The organism is Janthinobacterium sp. HH102, assembly GCF_001758625.2.
Classification (GTDB): Bacteria; Pseudomonadota; Gammaproteobacteria; order Burkholderiales; family Burkholderiaceae_D; genus Janthinobacterium.
In genome coordinates this window covers 552,915-569,834 of sequence record NZ_CP062062.1, presented here as the reverse complement: position 1 = coordinate 569,834, position 16,920 = coordinate 552,915, and the positions used below count along the sequence as shown (strand labels likewise).

At 62.8% G+C, this 16,920-nt stretch carries 15 protein-coding genes; 6 read left to right on the top strand and 9 right to left on the bottom strand.

Annotation, left to right across the window (positions count from 1 at the left end; genetic code table 11):
• Positions 1–102: 102 nt before the first annotated feature.
• The 3 genes from JAB4_RS02555 to JAB4_RS02545 all read left to right on the top strand — a co-directional run bounded on the left by JAB4_RS02555 (position 103) and on the right by JAB4_RS02545 (position 6,088).
• The gene (locus JAB4_RS02555) at positions 103–1,032 is read left to right on the top strand and encodes a LysR substrate-binding domain-containing protein (protein ID WP_070219121.1); all 930 of its coding nucleotides are present in this window, start codon (positions 103–105) and stop codon (positions 1,030–1,032) included.
• Between the two features lie 74 nt (positions 1,033–1,106).
• A complete protein-coding gene (locus tag JAB4_RS02550; RefSeq protein ID WP_070219062.1) occupies positions 1,107–2,249 on the top strand; it encodes a hypothetical protein in 1,143 nt (380 codons plus the stop codon).
• A 242-nt stretch (positions 2,250–2,491) separates the two neighbouring features.
• Positions 2,492–6,088: an indolepyruvate ferredoxin oxidoreductase family protein gene (locus tag JAB4_RS02545; RefSeq protein WP_070219061.1), complete on the top strand. Its 3,597-nt coding sequence runs from the start codon at positions 2,492–2,494 to the stop codon at positions 6,086–6,088.
• 32 nt (positions 6,089–6,120) lie between these two features.
• Here JAB4_RS02545 and JAB4_RS02540 read toward each other — a convergent pair whose 3' ends face one another.
• Positions 6,121–7,131, bottom strand: a complete 1,011-nt coding sequence (locus JAB4_RS02540; RefSeq protein WP_070219060.1) for a substrate-binding domain-containing protein — start codon at positions 7,129–7,131, stop codon at positions 6,121–6,123.
• A gap of 435 nt (positions 7,132–7,566) precedes the next feature.
• On the opposite strand from JAB4_RS02540, the gene JAB4_RS02535 reads away from it, so the two are divergent.
• The gene (locus JAB4_RS02535; RefSeq protein ID WP_070219120.1) at positions 7,567–7,899 is read left to right on the top strand and encodes a hypothetical protein; all 333 of its coding nucleotides are present in this window, start codon (positions 7,567–7,569) and stop codon (positions 7,897–7,899) included.
• A gap of 6 nt (positions 7,900–7,905) precedes the next feature.
• Here the strand turns inward: JAB4_RS02535 and JAB4_RS02530 are convergent, their stop codons facing one another.
• Entirely contained in the window at positions 7,906–8,949 is a 1,044-nt protein-coding gene (locus tag JAB4_RS02530; protein WP_070219119.1) for an MBL fold metallo-hydrolase, read from the bottom strand.
• Positions 8,950–9,100: 151 nt separating this feature from the next.
• Here JAB4_RS02530 and JAB4_RS02525 point away from each other — a divergent pair, with 151 nt between their 5' ends.
• On the top strand, positions 9,101–9,724 hold the full coding sequence (locus tag JAB4_RS02525; protein ID WP_070219059.1) for a TetR/AcrR family transcriptional regulator: 624 nt from the start codon (positions 9,101–9,103) through the stop codon (positions 9,722–9,724).
• On the opposite strand, the gene JAB4_RS02520 is transcribed toward JAB4_RS02525, so the two are convergent.
• Entirely contained in the window at positions 9,697–10,806 is a 1,110-nt protein-coding gene (locus tag JAB4_RS02520) for a sialidase (RefSeq protein ID WP_070219058.1), read from the bottom strand. The genes JAB4_RS02525 and JAB4_RS02520 overlap by 28 nt on opposite strands.
• A 2-nt stretch (positions 10,807–10,808) precedes the next feature.
• Positions 10,809–11,078, bottom strand: coding sequence for a MoaD/ThiS family protein (locus JAB4_RS02515; RefSeq protein ID WP_070219057.1), 270 nt, complete (start codon positions 11,076–11,078; stop codon positions 10,809–10,811).
• 102 nt (positions 11,079–11,180) lie between these two features.
• Here JAB4_RS02515 and JAB4_RS02510 point away from each other — a divergent pair, with 102 nt between their 5' ends.
• The gene (locus JAB4_RS02510; protein ID WP_070219056.1) at positions 11,181–11,492 is read left to right on the top strand and encodes a hypothetical protein; all 312 of its coding nucleotides are present in this window, start codon (positions 11,181–11,183) and stop codon (positions 11,490–11,492) included.
• Positions 11,493–11,510: 18 nt separating this feature from the next.
• On the opposite strand, the gene JAB4_RS02505 is transcribed toward JAB4_RS02510, so the two are convergent.
• From JAB4_RS02505 to JAB4_RS02485, 5 genes are all read right to left on the bottom strand, one after another.
• The gene (locus JAB4_RS02505; protein WP_070219055.1) at positions 11,511–13,187 is read right to left on the bottom strand and encodes a PQQ-binding-like beta-propeller repeat protein; all 1,677 of its coding nucleotides are present in this window, start codon (positions 13,185–13,187) and stop codon (positions 11,511–11,513) included.
• 116 nt (positions 13,188–13,303) lie between these two features.
• Complete coding sequence (locus JAB4_RS02500; protein ID WP_070219054.1) at positions 13,304–13,609, bottom strand: 2Fe-2S iron-sulfur cluster-binding protein; 306 nt, start codon at positions 13,607–13,609, stop codon at positions 13,304–13,306.
• Between the two features lie 16 nt (positions 13,610–13,625).
• A complete protein-coding gene (locus JAB4_RS02495; RefSeq protein ID WP_070219053.1) occupies positions 13,626–14,774 on the bottom strand; it encodes a Gfo/Idh/MocA family oxidoreductase in 1,149 nt (382 codons plus the stop codon).
• A 9-nt stretch (positions 14,775–14,783) separates the two neighbouring features.
• Positions 14,784–15,836: a sugar phosphate isomerase/epimerase gene (locus tag JAB4_RS02490; RefSeq protein ID WP_070219052.1), complete on the bottom strand. Its 1,053-nt coding sequence runs from the start codon at positions 15,834–15,836 to the stop codon at positions 14,784–14,786.
• Between the two features lie 89 nt (positions 15,837–15,925).
• Positions 15,926–16,867, bottom strand: a complete 942-nt coding sequence (locus tag JAB4_RS02485) for a substrate-binding domain-containing protein (RefSeq protein WP_227742160.1) — start codon at positions 16,865–16,867, stop codon at positions 15,926–15,928.
• Positions 16,868–16,920 lie beyond the last annotated feature (53 nt).

The following is a 16,920-nucleotide window of genomic DNA, read 5'->3' as shown; positions in this document are numbered from 1 at the left end:
GGCGCTAGAATGAGTATAACAAAATTGTTATTCTGCTGGCCGCGTTCGGCGCTGCGGCGCAACACCCTGTTTTTTCCGCTCACCGCACCGCTATTGGGACCCATGGAACTGCGCCAATTACGCTACTTTGTCGCCATCGTCGACCACGGCTCGCTGTCGCGCGCGGCCCTGATCCTGCACGTAGCGCAGCCGGCCCTGACGCAGCAGCTGCGCCAGCTGGAAGAGGAACTGGGCGTGCAGCTGCTGCACCGCTCGGCCCAGGGCGTGCTCAGCACGGATGCGGGCAAGGTGTTTTACGAACATGCGCAGGCGATCCTGAAACAGGTGGCGGACGCCCGCTCGGCCGTTACGCAAAGCGCCACGCGGCCGTCCGGCAATGTCACCCTGGGCTTGCCGCACAGTATCTCCGGCGCCCTGGCCCTGCCCCTGCTGCTGGCCGCGCGCGAACGCTATCCCGAGATCACCCTGCAACTGACGGAAGAAATCACGGGCAACCTCAATGCACAGCTCAAATCGGGCCGCATCAATCTGGCCGTGCTGTTCGACGATGGTCAGCTGACGCCGTTTTCCTGCTGCCCCCTGGTGGAGGAAGAAATGCGTTTTATCTGCCGCAGCGATTCGCCGTTCGCGCCCCCGGGCACGGCGCTGTCATTCGCGCAGGCATTGAGCGCCACCCTGATCCTGCCGGGCCTGCAGCATGGCGTGCGCCCCCGCATCGACAGCCGCGCCCGCGAACTGGCACTGGAGACGGCGAACGTGATTGAGATCAACTCGATCGCCATCCTGAAATCGGCCATCCTGGCCGGCATGGGCGCCACCATCCTGCCGGCCGCGCCCCTGCTGGCCGAACTGGACAGCGGCGCCATGCGCAGCTACGCCATCCACAGCCCCGTGCTGTCGCGCACGGTGGCCCTGTGCGCCTCGAAAAACATTCCCCTCACCAATGCAGGCAACGCCGTGAAAAACCTCGTGCTGCAAGTGGCCGCCGAACTGTGCGGCAGCGGACGCTGGGTGGGGGCGCACGTGCTGTAGCGTGAATTATTTTTCCAACAATAATTTCTCAAAAGAAATAAAATGATGGTCTTATTCATTTCACCATCGTCATCATGTTCTTGCTTACCACTTCCTTGCGCCGTCTGGCGGCAAGCGCCGTCCTGCTGCTACTGATGCAGGGCGCTCAAGCCGCGCGCCCTCAATCCGAATTTCCCTTGCGCGAGGTGCTGCTCAGCGATGTTGCGCAGCCCATCGAAAGAAAAGAAATCGAGGTGGTGGTATTTATTGCGCCGGAAAGTTGTACGCCCAAGACCCATGAAAGTACCTGGGGTACCATCGTCTCGTCGGACAACACGTCCCTGTTCAAAAGCTGGGCTTGCCGTGCCTATGTCGACGCTGCCAAGGATCCGAAAGAAGAATTCGCCTTCGTCCCCATGCCACCCGCGTTCAAGCGACCATCCATCCTCGACACCGTGCAGGGACTGCCTGCCAGCACGACGGGGCGGCGCTACGTGGCGTTGATCGACTGGAAATATGCCGATACCACGCTAGGAAAATGTAATAGCTATGGCTGCCATTCCTCCCTCATCATGCTCATTGAAGCGGTGGTATATGACCGAGTGGCGGGTAAAACCATCTGGCATTCCATAGAAACGACGCGTGCCACCATGAAGGACCTTCACTACGATGCAAAAGAGGCCAGATCCATGGGGCCACTTAACGTCTCTATTGCGCTGAATGGGATCATGGGGCACAAAGCCCAGCACGAAGCAGAGGAACAAGGCATGCGCCGCACGACCGCCCTGGAGCCGTCAAATGCGCCTGGGCAAGCGGGCACGGTACTCAACAGAAAAGCCAATCTGATCCTCTTTAACCGCATGCCGCAAGAAACGGTAGATAGCGAGAAATTCGAAGATGGCAGCACCTTCTACACTATCGAGACCAGCCATCTGCAGGGCAGCGCGAAAAAAAACCTCTACTATCATGATTCCAGGACACATGTGGCGCTGGAGCTGGCACCGGGCACATACGAGCTCGCCTTCTACAAAAAGCACACGACCGTCAATATCAAGGAAAATGGTCCTCCCGTATACCTGAGCGTTGATACAGGTTTCATGAGTAGTCTCAGCGTCAATGAGCTTAGCCCCCAAAAAGCCCTGGAACTGACGCAAGACTCGCTCAATGCCCTGCTGCCCGAGTTGACGCCCGTCGCCTATCCCTTGCGCGCGCGCAAGCTGCAATGGACGCAGCCCTAAGCGGGCACGGCAGACATGGCCTGTCTTGCGGCGCGAGGCAGGCCATCATTTTTTCTTATACCCCCATCGTCAAAGCGTATTTGCCCCTTCCTCACGGTCGTTCTACACTGACCACATTAACTATTTTAAATTTAAACTAGTTATGTGCCGCCCACACGCGGCCATCCCGTCTGCACAGCGCGCGCCTTACCGGGCGCGTCCCTGGTACAGCCGATATCTGAAACACCCTTTTGGAGACAGCCATGTCCGTGACCACGGAAAACGGCTCCGCAGCGTTCGCTAGAAACGCCGGTGCCGCGCCATCTACGCCCCCCGACACATCTCGTTTGACCACCGTCAGCCTCGACGACAAATACACGGCCACATCCGGCGCCATCTTTCTGTCCGGCATCCAGGCCCTCGTGCGCCTGCCCATGATGCAGCGCTTGCGCGACCAGGCTGCCGGCCTGAACACGGCCGGTTTCATTTCCGGCTACCGCGGCTCACCCCTGGGCGGCCTCGACGAAAACCTGTGGAAAGCGAAAAAGCAGCTGGAAGCGCACCACGTGCAGTTCGTGCCCGGCGTCAACGAAGACTTGGCGGCCACGGCCGTCTGGGGTTCGCAGCAGGTCGACCTGATCGGCCCGGCCAAGTACGACGGCGTGTTCGCCATGTGGTACGGCAAGGGTCCGGGCGTGGACCGCTGCGGCGATGTCTTCAAGCACATGAACCATGCGGGCACATCCAAACTGGGCGGCGTGCTGCTGGTGGCCGGCGACGACCATGGCGCATACTCATCGACCCTGCCGCACCAGTCCGACCATCTGTTCTCCGCCTCGATGATCCCCGTCCTGTATCCATGCAATGTGCAGGAATACCTGGACCTGGGCATCCACGGCTGGGCCATGTCGCGCTTTTCAGGCTGCACGGTGGCCTTCAAGGCCCTGGCCGACACGGTCGAATCGTCGGCCTCCATCGACGCCGACCCGTTCCGCGTGGAAGTCAAGATTCCGCAGGACTTCGTCATGCCCGAAGGCGGCCTGAATGCGCGCCTGTCGAGCATCCCGCTGGGCCAGCAGGCGCGCAACCAGGAAGCGCTGATGCAGGACTACAAGATCTATGCGGCCCTGGCCTACGCGCGCGAAAACAAGCTCAACCATACGACCATCGACAGTCCGAACGCCAAGCTGGGCATCATCGCCTCCGGCAAATCGTATCTGGACGTGCTCGAAGCGCTGGAAGAGCTGGGCATCGACGAGCAGATGGCGGCCGACGTGGGCATGCGCCTGTTCAAGGTGGCCATGCCGTGGCCGCTGGAACCGGACAGCGTGCGCGAATTTGCGCAAGGTCTCGATGAAATTCTCGTGGTCGAAGAGAAGCGGCAGATCGTCGAATACCAGCTCAAGGAACAGCTGTACAACTGGCGCGACGACGTGCGCCCTAGAGTCATCGGCAAGTTCGACGAAAAAGGCGAATGGGTGGCGCCGCGCGGCGAATGGCTGCTGACCTCGAAGGCGGATTTTTCCGTCTCGCAAGTGGCAAGAGTCATCGCCAGCCGCATCGCGCGCCTGATTTCCGATCCTGTCACCTGCGACCTGATCAAGGCGAGACTCAGTTTCCTCGACGCCAAGGACGCGGTCCTGAAAAAGGCCGTGAATACGCCGTTCCGCCCCGCGTTTTACTGCTCCGGCTGCCCGCACAATACCTCGACCAAGGTGCCGGAAGGCAGCCTGGCGCTGGCCGGCATCGGCTGCCACGTGATGGCGACCTCGATCTATCCGGAAATGAACAAGCTGACCACGCACATGGGCGGCGAAGGCGCGCCGTGGATCGGCCAGGCCGCGTTCTCGGAATTGCCGCATGTGTTCCAGAACCTCGGCGACGGCACCTACTTTCATTCGGGCTACCTGGCCATCCGCGCCGCGCAGGCGGCCAAGGTCAACATCACCTACAAGATTCTGTACAACGACGCCGTCGCCATGACGGGCGGCCAGCCCGTGGACGGCCTGATCACCGTACCCATGATGGCGCAGCAGGTGGCCGCCGAAGGCATCGCCCGCATCGCACTGGTCACGGAAGATCTGTCACGCTACAGCGACCGCAGCAACCTGCCCGCCCACCTGACCTTGCACGACCGCAAGGATATGGATGCCGTGCAGCGCGAATTGCGCGAAGTACCCGGCGTGTCCGTGCTGATCTACGACCAGACCTGCGCGGCCGAGAAACGCCGTCGCCGTAAAAAAGGAGAGTATCCCGATTTGCCCAAGCGCATGGTCATCAACGACGCCGTCTGCGAAGGCTGCGGTGACTGCGGCGTGCAGTCGAACTGCGTGTCGATCTTGCCGAAGGAAACGGAATTTGGCCGCAAGCGCACCATCGACCAATCCTCGTGCAACAAGGATTACTCGTGCGCCAAGGGTTTCTGCCCCAGCTTCGTCACCGTCGAAGGCGGCAGCCTGAAGAAAACCAAGACGGGTGCCAGTAAAGCGGGCGAGACGGACAACTTCGGTCCGCTGCCGGAACCTGTATTACCCGATTGCGACGCGCCGTACAACATCCTCATCAACGGCATCGGCGGCACGGGCGTCATCACCGTGGGCGCGCTGATGGGCATGGCGGCCCACCTGGAAGGCAAGGGCGCGTCCGTGCTGGACATGACGGGCATGTCGCAAAAGAACGGATCCGTCACCTCGCACGTGAAGATCGCCAAGTCCCCGGCGCACATCCGCGCGCAGCGCATCGCCACGGGCGAAGCGGACCTGATCCTGGGCTGCGACATGCTGACGGCCGGCGCGCAGGATGCCGTGTCGAAAATGCGTCCTGGCCGCAGCCTGGCCGTCGTCAACCTGCACGAGCAACCGCCGGGCACGTTTGCGCAAAATGCGGACTGGCAATATCCAGCGGCGGAAGTGCGCCAGCTGATCGAGGAATCCGTGGGCGGCGCGGACGCGGCCGACTTCATCGACGCGACGAAATTGGCCACCGCGCTGATGGGCGACTCGATCGCCGCCAACCTGTTCATGCTCGGCTACGCCTGGCAAAAGGGCCGCATTCCGTTGACGGAGGCGGCCCTGCTGCGCGCCATCGAACTCAATGGCGTGGGCATCGAATCGAACAAGAAAAGCTTTTTGTGGGGCCGCCGCGCCGCCGTCGACGTGCGCCGTGTCACGCAAATCGCCACGCCGGCGCAAGCGATCATCGTGCAAATGCCGCAAAGCCTCGATAGCGTCATCAAAAAGCGCGTGGAATTCCTCACCGCGTATCAAAACGCCGCGTATGCGGATGGTTATGCCACCCTGGTGAAGCAGGTGCGCGACCGCGAAAACACCCTCGGGCTGGGCCAGAAGCTGTCGACGGCCGTCGCCAGGAGCTATTTCAAGTTGCTGGCCTACAAGGACGAGTATGAAGTGGCGCGCCTGTACACCGATGGCCGTTTCGTCGAGCAGTTGCAGCAGCAGTTCGAGGGTAATTTCTCCGTGAAATTCAACCTGGCGCCGCCGCTGTTTGCCAAGAAAGATGCGAAGGGGCATCTGGTGAAAGCGGAGTTCGGTTCCTGGATGTGGCGCGCCTTCCAGCTGCTGGCCAAAGCAAAAGGCTTGCGCGGCGGCACCTTCGACGTCTTCGGTTATACGGCCGAGCGCAAGATGGAACGCGCGCTGATCGTCGAATACCGCGAACTGCTGGCCGGACTGCTGGTGAACCTGACGGCGGACAACCTGTCCACTTGCGTGGAGCTGGCATCCCTGCCCGAAAAAATCCGCGGCTTCGGCCACGTCAAGGAAGCGGCCGTCGATACTTACCGCAAGGACAAGGCGAGGTTGCTGGCCGTGCTGGCGGATGGAAGCAAGCACGCGGCATAAAAGACAACGCAGAGCCTCGGCTCTGCGTTTTTTTATTCCGGACAGCGCCCCACGGTCGCCCCCGGCAACAGTACCGGTTGCCAGATTTCCTGCAGCCGTTCCGGCGGCGTGCCGGCCAGCAAGGATTGCAGCATCTCGACCATCTTGGCGCCAGCGCGGCGCAGGTCGGGCTGGTCGATGGTGGTGACGTTGATGCCGATCAAAGTATCTTCCACATTGCCCCAGACGATGACGGAGATCTCCTTGCCGATCTCGATGCCCGCATCCATCAGCGCGCGCACCACGCCCACGCCGGACAGGTGGTTGTCGACGATGACGGCCGTGGGACGGGGCGAGCAAGCCAGCAATTGCTGCATGGCCTGGTAACCGCTGCGGCGATCAAAAGTATTGTCGAGCAGATAGGTGGGATCGACCGGCAGGCCCGCTTGTGCCATGCAGCGGATAAAGCTTTCCTTGCGCTCGTAAGCAAAGTGCAAGTCCAGCGGCGCGCTCAGCAGGGCGATGCGCTGGTGGCCATGCGCCGCCAGGAAAGACACGGCCAGGTCGATGCCCGTATCGTTGTCGTAATCAAAATACGCGTAGGGCGCGTCGATGCGCGTGCGGCCGTTCGCGACAAACGGAAAGCCGACTTTCGTCAAATACGCGATGCGTTCGTCGACCACCTTGGTGCGGCCCACCACGAGGCCATCGACCTGGCGCCCGCGCACCATGTTTTCATATGACGGCTGTTCGTTCTGCGGCGACACGGGGGCGATGATCAAGCTCATCTTCGACGCTTCGACGGCGTCCGACATGCCATTCACGACGGAAAGGAAGACGCTGTCGCCCAGGTCGCTGGGCAGCAGCGGATAGATCATGCCGAGCACATTCGTGCGGCCGACGGCCAGGCTGCGCGCCAGGGGGTTGGGCCGGTAGCCAACTTTCTTGGCGGCGGCCAGGACGATTTCACGGGTGCGGGAATTGACTTCCGGATAGCCGTTCAACGCCCTGCTGACTGTCGTTTTCGACATGCCGAGGGCAATTGCGAGGCTCTTGAGATTCATGTTAACTACCTGTCTGTATGGCAAAAGAAACCAACTCTGACCGTCCATTATAGCCCAGAGCGCCAAACAGGCGGCACATGACCGTGCGCCAACATGGTAGAAAAACAACAACTTATTGGATTTTTAAAAATTGTCTTTTGAAAAACAAGCGTGTTTGCCGCGTCAGCAGCATGGCATGATGAATGGCACACAAACAAATACCGTTATCGATAGCGTGTACTTACTTTACTCTCTATCGCTCCACGTGCGGCATGCCGCTTCGGCACGGCAAAGCGCGCACGATAAGATTATCAAGAAAACATAATTCACTGGAACTGTGCGAGAATTTATCCTACTCTTGACTAAGGTAAAGATTGCCTGCAGACATGCCGCAGCCCCTGGCCTGCATTCTTCCTCTTGTGTACACGCCTGGGCATACTTTCAAAGGTGAACAATGTGGTATCGCTAACGTCCGTCAACAATCTGCAAGCCTCGCTGGCCACGGCGCAGCGCCGGGTCGAACAAGGCCAGAACCAGGTACAGCGCGACAGCGAACAGCTGGCGCAAAGCCGCCAGTTGCTGGCGCGGGAGCAGGAATCGCTGAGCCAGACCCAGCGCAGCAGCCAGCAAGCGCAGGCCGATGCCCCGGCCGCCATCAAGGCGCCGCAGCTGGACCAGGCGATCAAGGTAGCCGTGCCGCAACAAGCAGCCCCCGCCGCACCGAAAAGCACGCCCCAGCTGAACGGCTATGGCCAGACCCTGGGACGTCTGATCGACGTGACGGCTTGAGCCAGCTTACTTCGCCATCTCCTCTTCCAGCATCGCCAGCCACCACTTTTCCCCCTTCTTCGGCTGCGCCAGGTCGACCGCCTCGCCCATCTGCGGCGTGGCCAGGTTGACGCCCTGCCTGGCCGCCAGTCCCGTGATGCGGTCGAACGGTTCGTGCCAGGCGTGCAGACCCAGATCGAAGGTGCCGTTGTGCACGGGCATGAGCCACTTGCCGCGCAAATCCAGGTGCGCTTGCAGGGTTTCCTCCGGCTGCATGTGCACGTCCGGCCACAGCTTGTCGTAGGCGCCCGTCTCGATCATGGTCACGTCGAACGGACCGTACTTGTCGCCGATCTGCTTGAAACCGTCGAAATAGCCGGAGTCGCCGCCAAAAAACACGCGCACCTCGGGCGCGTCGATGACCCACGACGCCCACAGGGTTTGATTGCTGTCAAACAAGCCCCGCCCCGAGAAATGCTGCGATGGCGTGGCGACGAGTTTCACGCCCCCAATCGTCGTCCCCTGCCACCAGTCGAACTGCTGCACCTTGTCCTTCGGCACGCCCCATTCGACCAAGGTGTCGCCCACGCCCAGCGGCGCGACGAAGTGTTCGGTCTTGGCGGCCAGTTGCAGCACGGCGGCATGGTCGAGGTGGTCGTAATGGTTATGCGACAGGATGATGGCCTTGATCGGCGGCAAGTCGGCGATGCTGATGGGCGGCTGGTGGAAACGTTTGGGTCCCGCCCACTGCACCGGTGAGGCGCGCTCGGAAAACACGGGGTCGGTAAGGAAGAATTCGTTATTCAGTTTCAGCAGCAGGGTCGAATGGCCGAGGCGAAACAGGCTATTGTCCGGCGCGGCCAGCAGTTGCGCCCGGGTCAGCGCTTGCACGGGCACAGCCGCAGCCGGTACCGTGCTGTCGGGCTTATCAAAGAGAAATGTCCACATCAGCTTGAGCGTTGCCGCCGTGCCCAGCTTGTGCATTTGCACGGGATTGCGGAACTTGCCTTCGAGGCGTTGCGGTGATTCGGTCGGCGCGACGGGCGCGGCGCGCAAGGTGCAAGAACTCATGATGATCAGAACTCCCAAGAATAAGATGCGGTACATATGCAGCCCAGTCAATAAAATACAAGGATTAAATTACACTACACAGTGTAGTTCCTATTTCTGGCAAAGTAAACCAGGAGGTGTAAAATATTGTTTTCAAAGGAGATTTTCAGCCATGGCCGCACCGCAACGCCTCACCGACCGCAAGCGCGTCGCCATCGTCGATGCAGCCATCGCCGAGTTCCGCGAGCACGGTTTCGATGCGACCAGCATGGACAAGATCGCCGCCACGGCCGCCGTATCCAAGCGCACCGTGTACAACCATTTCCCCAGCAAGGACGAGCTGTTCGCGGAAATCCTGCAGCGCATGTGGGAAAGCAGCATGGCCCAGCCTGCCGTGCCCTATGTGGCCGACCAGCCGCTGCGCCCGCAAGTGCTGGCCCTGGTCGAGCAGAAGATGGCCTTGCTGTGCGATCCGGCCTTCATCGACCTGGCGCGCGTGATCTTTGGCGAAACGATCCACTCGCCCGAGCGCGCGCAAGCGATGGTGGCGCGCCTGAATGAAAAGGAAACGGGCCTGAATATCTGGATCCGCGCGGCGCAGCAAGACGGACGCATCAAGGCGGGCGAGACGCTGGAAGTGGGACACCTGCTGATGGCTCCATTGAAGACCTTTGCCTTCTGGCCACAGATCACCCTCGGTGAACCGCTGCTGAGCCCGGCACGCCAGCGCGAAGTGACGGCACTGGCCGTCGATATCTTCCTGTGCTATTACGGCGTGGCAAAACAGACGGCATAAACGGGCGGCAAGTGGGCAGACAGCGTCTGCCAATGTTCGCCCTCGTCGCCCGAATACCAGGCGCCGCCCGTCGTCGACGCCATCAATAAACTGCGCCCGTCGTCGGCCAGCGCCAGCCCGTGGCGGTAGATGAGGTCGTAGCAATGCTGCTGCGGCAATCCCGCGCGCAACACTTCAAACGTTTTCCCGCCGTCGCGCGTGCGCGTCACGGCCAGCGCGCCATCGATGGGTATGCGCAGCACGTCCGCCTGCGCCGGCACGAACCAGGCCGTGTCGCCATCGCGCGGATGCACGGCCACGGCAAAGCCGAAATGCGACAGCGGCGCCGTCGTCACTTCCTGCCAGTGCCAGCCCGCGTCAAGCGAGCGCCAGATACCGTTATGGTGCTGGCACCACAACGCGTCCGGCGTGCCGGCGCTGCGCACGATGCGGTGCGGGTCTTGCACGGCCTCGTTTTCATCGAGTTCGGGCGGCATGTAGTCGGCGCGCATGCCCGTCGCGCTCAAGGCCCAGCTGGCGCCGCCATCAGCCGTTTGCCACACACCGCCGCAGGACACGCCGACCAGCACGGTATTGCTGTCGCGCGGGTCGACGCAGATGCTGTGGATGCCGGGCACGTCGTAGCCGCCGCCAAACCACTGCGCCCGCTGCGGCACGTCCCACAACGCTTCCACCAGTTGCCAGCTGTCGCCGCGGTCGCTTGAGCGGAACAGGCCGCCAGGCAGGGTGCCCGCCCACAGCACGCCGGGCTGGTCCGCGCCGCCGGCCGCCAGCGACCAGATCTGCCGCACCGTCCAGTCCACGCTATCGCTGCTGCCCTCGGGCTTGGCGGGATAGGCGGGCACGGCGACTTCCTGCCACGCGCCGGCGCCCGCGTCGAGGCGGTGCAGCTTGGCGCCGAAGTGGCCCAGGTTCAGGGCCGCGTACACGGTGCCGTCGCGGCCATCGTGCAGCAGCATGGAGACGGGGTCGCCGGCAAATTGCACCAGCGCCAGCTGCCAGGCGCCGGCCGCATCGACATCGAACCGGAACAGCCCCTTGCGGGTGCCGAGATACGCGCGTTGCGCCCTGCCTGGTCCCATGATTAACCTCCGGAAAGTGCCTGCAAGATATAAACTTGGCTGTCGGGCCGCAAGGCGTCGTCCAGCACGCTGCGCTCGCGGCAGCGCACGCCGTCGATGAAGATCACCACATTGGGACGCAACGCGCCCTGTTCGTCGAGCACGTAGCCGCGCAGGCGCGGCTGCTGGGCAAAGACGCTGTCCAAGGCGGCACGCAGGCGTGGCGCGGACACGTCCACCGAGGGGACGTTCAGGAAGCGTGCCAGTTGTTGGGTAAAATGCAAGTGCGCCATGCTGCCTTCGACGTCATCGGCCTGGACTCATTCTAGTCCGATTCGCCGACGATGCAACGGCGATACCGCTAAAATAGCGGCAAGCACACAAGGAGGCCAGGCATGACGATTACCCCGGAAGAACTAGCGGTGCTGATGCAGGAAGTGGAAGTGGCCGATCCCATCGATTTTGCCGACCTGCCCTTCAACGAGCAGGAATTGCGCGGACTGATCGCCAACCACCTGTGCGAGATGGCCGACGCCATGGAAAGTTTCAGCCCGGAAGACCGCAACCTGGCCCTGCTGGCCGTGGCGGCCAAGCTGGTTCTGGAAAACCTCGTATTGCACGTGCAGTTGCTGCGCCGCCACGGCTTGCCCGTCAGCGACGGCGTGGAAGCGCTGCTGCAGCGTTTGAAGAACCCGGGCAAGCCCTGACTACGGCGCGGCAAGCCGCTATTGCAGGTTGATGGCGGTCAACACCATGCTGCTGCCAGGTAAATCCGTGCCTTGGCGGATGTACAGCACGCCATGCCGCGACAGCGCCAGGCTGCCGCCCATGCGGTAGGTCCAGACGGTCTTGCGGCTGGCCAGGTCGATCGCATAGGTATTGTTGCGCCCGCCAACAAACAGCAGATTGCCGGTGACGATCAGATCGCCGCCAAAATACCCATCAAGGGCCGTATCCAGGGGCCAGCGCCATAGGAGCGCACCGTCGGCGAGCTGGCGTGCTTCGAGCGCCTGACCGGCCTGGTTGCCCACGTACACGACGCCCCGCGCCACCACTGGCTGCGTGCTGAACTGCCCCTGCACCGTCCAGCGCACGGCGCGGCTATCCACGTCAACCAGGCTCAAGCTGTTATCCGCCGCCTCGCCGGCCAGCGGTCGCTGATTGAGCACCAGCACGCTGCCCGCCTCGGCCAGCACGGGCGCCTGGCGCAGGCTGCTCTTGTTCAAGCCGCCCAGCACCTGGCCCGGCACCGCCACGCTGAAGCGCGTTGTGCCATCGGCGATATTGAACGCCGTCAATGCCCCTGCCGCATGGCTGTACACCGTGCTCGCATTAACGGCGGGTGTCCACTCATCAACATTACCCAGCTTGGACAAGCCCAGACTGGCAGACCAGCGTGTCTGGCCCGTCGCCGCACCGATGGCACTCACGTCGTTATTCCCGCCCAGGTAGACATTGCCGTCCAAAAAGGTGGGCGCCGTCGCCAGGGAAACACCCAGCAGTGCGCCATTCGTATTCGGCGGACGCACGCCGAGCGGCGCGCCACCAGCAAGCGCGTCAAAGACATACACGGTATCGCTGCCCGCCATGGCCAGCTTGCCGCCCGACACGGCCGGCGCGCCCAGGTAACCGTCCGACGTGAGCGACTGCGTCCAGCGCGCCTGGCTGTCGCTCTCGCTGAGCGCCGTCACCGTCGACGTGGTCACATATTTGCTGCTGCCTTCCGCCGGCGCGGCGGACTGCTGGCTGACATACACGAGGCCGTTGGCCGTCACCACGGGACTGCCGACGACCGCGCGCGGGGAGCTCGCGCCTAGCCAGGTCCAGCGGCGCGTGAAGCGGCGGCTGTCGAAGGTGGCCGGCACCAGGCCCGTATGCGCGGCATTGCCATTCACGCCTTCCCAGTCGTCCACGCCGGGCAGGGCTTGCAAGGCGCCCATGCTGCCGGCGAGCGGCGCGACAATGACCTTGTAATCCATGCTTTCCGTCTTGTACAGGCCTACCGTGGCGGGCAAGGACAGCTCGATCTTGCCCGTGTACTCGCCGGGAAGCAGGCCAGGCACCGTTTTGAACGTCAGCCGCCAGCTGCCATCGGCCTGCTTCTGGCGGTCGGCCGCCTGCAGCACGAGCGCCGTGCCGCTGGCGGGTTTTTCCTGCGGCTGGGGACGCGCATCGCTCACGCCATCGGCCAGGCGCACTGTCACGCGAATATCATCGCAGGTGGCACCAGGCTGGGCCGTGCAGCTGCCGCTCACCTCCGCCAGCGTCATGCCGGGTTTTTCCTGCAAGCCAGGCGGCACGCCAACGGCGCTGCCGGAACCGCCGCCACAGGCGGACAAGGTAGTCATGATGGCCAACGCCAATGCGGCGGCCTGCCACAACGAAGGGAATAATGTGCGCATGCAATGTCCATGTTGAGGTTTCATTTCCTCCCCAATGGAGGTGTGCTGGAAACCTGGACTGAATGTTATAGCATGAGAAACATTGTTAAAATCTAACAGATACTCACAACAACGCTTTACTTGCGCACGGCGCGCGCCTGGATGGTGATATCGCTTTCGGCCACGGCCACGCAGGGCAGGATGTAGCCGTCGAGCCGTTCATCGGGGCTGATGCCGGGCCAGTCCACCGTGTAGCGGATCTTTCCTTCGGGCATGTGACAAATGCACGTGCGGCACGTGCCGTTGCGGCAGGAACTGAGCAGGCGGATGCCGGCCAGCTCGGCGGCGGCCAGCACGGTGGTGCCCGCCTCGGCCGGGAATTGCCAGCCTTGCGAGACGATGGTGACGGTAAACGTGGTGGTGGTAAAGGGGAGCGCGCTCATGCGCCCAGTGTAACAGTCAGCTTGCCAGGGTCGTCCAGCGCCCCCCTCCCGCATGGCTGCGCAGCACGGCCTCCGCAAAGGCCAGGCCCGCCACGCCATCGGCCACCGTCGGCAGCCAGCGCGCCGCTTCCGGTATCGGCGTCCCCGCCTGCAGGGCGCGAATGGCCAGGGCCGCATCCAGGTACAACTGGGCGAACGCTTCCAGATACCCTTCCGGGTGGCCGGCCGGCACGCGCGTGGCGTGGCGCGCGGCGGCGCTGTCGACCCGCCCCGGGCGCAGCAGCTGGCGGTTGCCGCCCTGCGGCGTGAACCACAGCTCATTAGGTTGTTCCTGGTCAAAGTCCAGCTGCGCCTTGCTGCCGAACAGGCGCAATCGCACCGTGTTTTCGCAACCGGTCGCCACCTGGCTCGCCCACAGGGTGCCCTTGGCACCATTCGCATAGCGCAGCATCACCTGCACGTGGTCGTCCAGGGTGCGGTGCGGAACAAAAGTCGACAATTCCGCCAGCACGGCATGCGGCGTCAGGCCGCTGACGAACTGCGCCAGGTGATACGCGTGCAAGCCCACGTCGAGCAGGGTGCCGCCCGGGCCTGCTTTCAGCGGGTCGTTGTGCCAGTTGCCCTCGTTCATGCCGCCCGCCGCGATGGCGTCGGCCAGCCAGTCCTGTGAATATTCGACTTGCACGAGGCGCAATTCGCCGATGTCACCCGCCTCGACCATGGCTTTCGCATGGCGCAAGAGCGGGTAGCCGCTGTAGGTGTGCGTGAGCGCAAACAGCAAGTTTTTCTGCTTGGCCAGCGCGGCCAGCGCCTGCCCCTCAGCCAGAGAGATGCCCAGCGGCTTGTCGCAGATCACGTGGATGCCCGCTTCCAGGAACGCCGTGGCGACGGGCGCATGCAGGTGATTCGGCGTGACGATGGCCACCGCTTCGATGCCGTCCGGGCGCGCGCTTTCCGCCTGCGCCATGGCGCGGTAATCGCTGTAGCAACGGTCGGGCGCCAGGTGCAGCGCCGCGCCGCTGTCGCGCGCGCGCTGCGGGTCGGACGACAGGGCGCCCGCCACCAGTTCGTACTGGTCGTCGATGCGCGCCGCGATGCGGTGCACGGCGCCGATGAATGCGCCCTGCCCGCCCCCTACCATGCCCAGCCGTAAGCGTCGCTGCATGTCGTCTCCCTATTTCAATCCCAACAAATGGTTGATCTGGCCCTGGTCTACGGCGCTGCCCGCGAAATCGTCGAACGCATGTTCGGCCACGTGGATGATGTGGTCACGGATGAAACGCGCCCCTTCGGCCGCCCCGTCCTCCGGGTGTTTCAAACAGCATTCCCATTCCAGCACGGCCCAGCCCGGAAAGTCATACTGCGCCATCTTGGAAAAGATGGCCTTGAAGTCGATCTGCCCGTCACCGAGCGAGCGGAAGCGCCCGGCCCGGTCTTGCCAGTCGCCATAGCCGCCATACACGCCCTGGCGCCCGTTGGGCCGGAACTCCGCGTCCTTGACGTGGAAGGCCTTGATGCGCGCATGATAAATGTCGATGAACGCCAGGTAATCGAGCTGCTGCAGCACGAAATGGCTGGGGTCGTACAAAATCGATGCGCGCGGGTGATCATGGACGGCGGCCAGGAAACGCTCGAACGTCACGCCGTCGTGCAAGTCCTCGCCCGGATGCAATTCATAGCAAAGGTCCACGCCGGCCGCATCGAACGCGTCGAGGATGGGCAGCCAGCGCCTGGCCAGTTCCGCGAATGCCGTTTCCACCAGTCCGGCCGGGCGCTGCGGCCACGGATACAGATACGGCCAGGCCAGCGCGCCGGAAAACGTCACGTGCGCCTGCAAACCCAGGCGCCGCGAGGCGGTGGCCGCCCACAGCAGCTGCTGCGTGGCCCAGGCCGTGCGCGCGGCAGGATCACCGCGGACCTGTTCTGGCGCAAAGCCGTCGAACAGCGCGTCGTAGGCCGGATGCACGGCGATCAGCTGGCCCTGCAAATGCGTCGACAATTCCGTCACCTGCAAGCCATGGCGCGCCAGCAAGGCGACCACGTCGTCGCAGTACTGCTGGCTGGCGGCCGCCTGCTCCAGGTCGAACAAACGCGGCGCCGTCGGCAGCTGCAAGCCCTTGTAGCCCAGGCCGGCCGCCCATTGCGCCAGGTGCTCGAGCGAGTCGAACGGCGGCTCGTCGCCGAGAAACTGGGCCAGGAAGATGGCCGGGCCCTGGATGGTTTTCATGTCAATGTCCTGTTGGAGAAAGCCGGGGTCAGACCCTCAATGCCGCTAACGCAAAGGTCATTGCGAGCGAGGGGGTCTGACCCCAGATTTTAAAAAGGCGAGTTCGGAAAGTAAAACTGCTTGGCGTTCTCGCGCGTGATCAGCACCGACGGGATGATCGTATTGGCCGGCAATTTATCACCTTTCAGGCGCGCTTCCGTCGTCAGCTTGATGGCGTCGTACATGAACTTCGGCGAGTAGGACACGTCGGCCACGATCAGCGGGTCGGAACCGTCCATGATCTTTTTCACCGCGCCCTTCGCGCCGGCACCGCCGAACACCTGCTTGATGTCCGTGCGCTTGGCTTGCGCGATGGCTTTCTGCACGCCGATGGCCATGTCGTCATCGGCGGCCCAGACGGCGTCGATCTGTTTGAAACGGGTCAGATAATCCTGCATGACCTTGAAGGCATCGTCGCGGTTCCAGTTGCCATACTTGGCATCCAGGACCTTGATCTCGGGATGGCCCTTCATGACTGCGGAAAACGCGTCAAAGCGCTCGTTGTCGAGGGTGGTCGGCATGCCGCGCAGCACGACGATATTGCCCTTGCCATTCAGGCTTTTCGCCAGGTATTCGGCCGGCAGCTTGCCGAAGGCCGTGTTGTCGCCCGCAATGTACGCATCCTGCGACTGCGTGTTCGTCAAGCCGCGGTCCACCACCGTCACGTACACGCCCTTGTTCTTCACCTGCGCCACGGGCTGCGTCAGCGAGGCCGATTCGATGGGGAAGATCACCAGGGTGTTGATCTTGTTCACCGTCAACATATCCTGCAGCTGGTTCGCCTGTTCGGGCGCCGTGGCGGCCGTCTTGACGATGATTTTCAGCCCCGGATGCGCTTTTTCCAGCTCCGCCTTGGCCTGGTTGGCCCACCACACGATGCCCGAGGTAAAACTGTGCGTGGCCGTGGGGATGGCCACGCCGACGACGAGCTTGTCAGCGGCTTGCGCCGGCCCCATCGGCAGCGCCCACGCCTGCATCACCAGCACTGCCATTCCTGCTACCCGTATAAAGCTCTTCATGCTGCTCTCCTCCAAGGTTGTGGGCG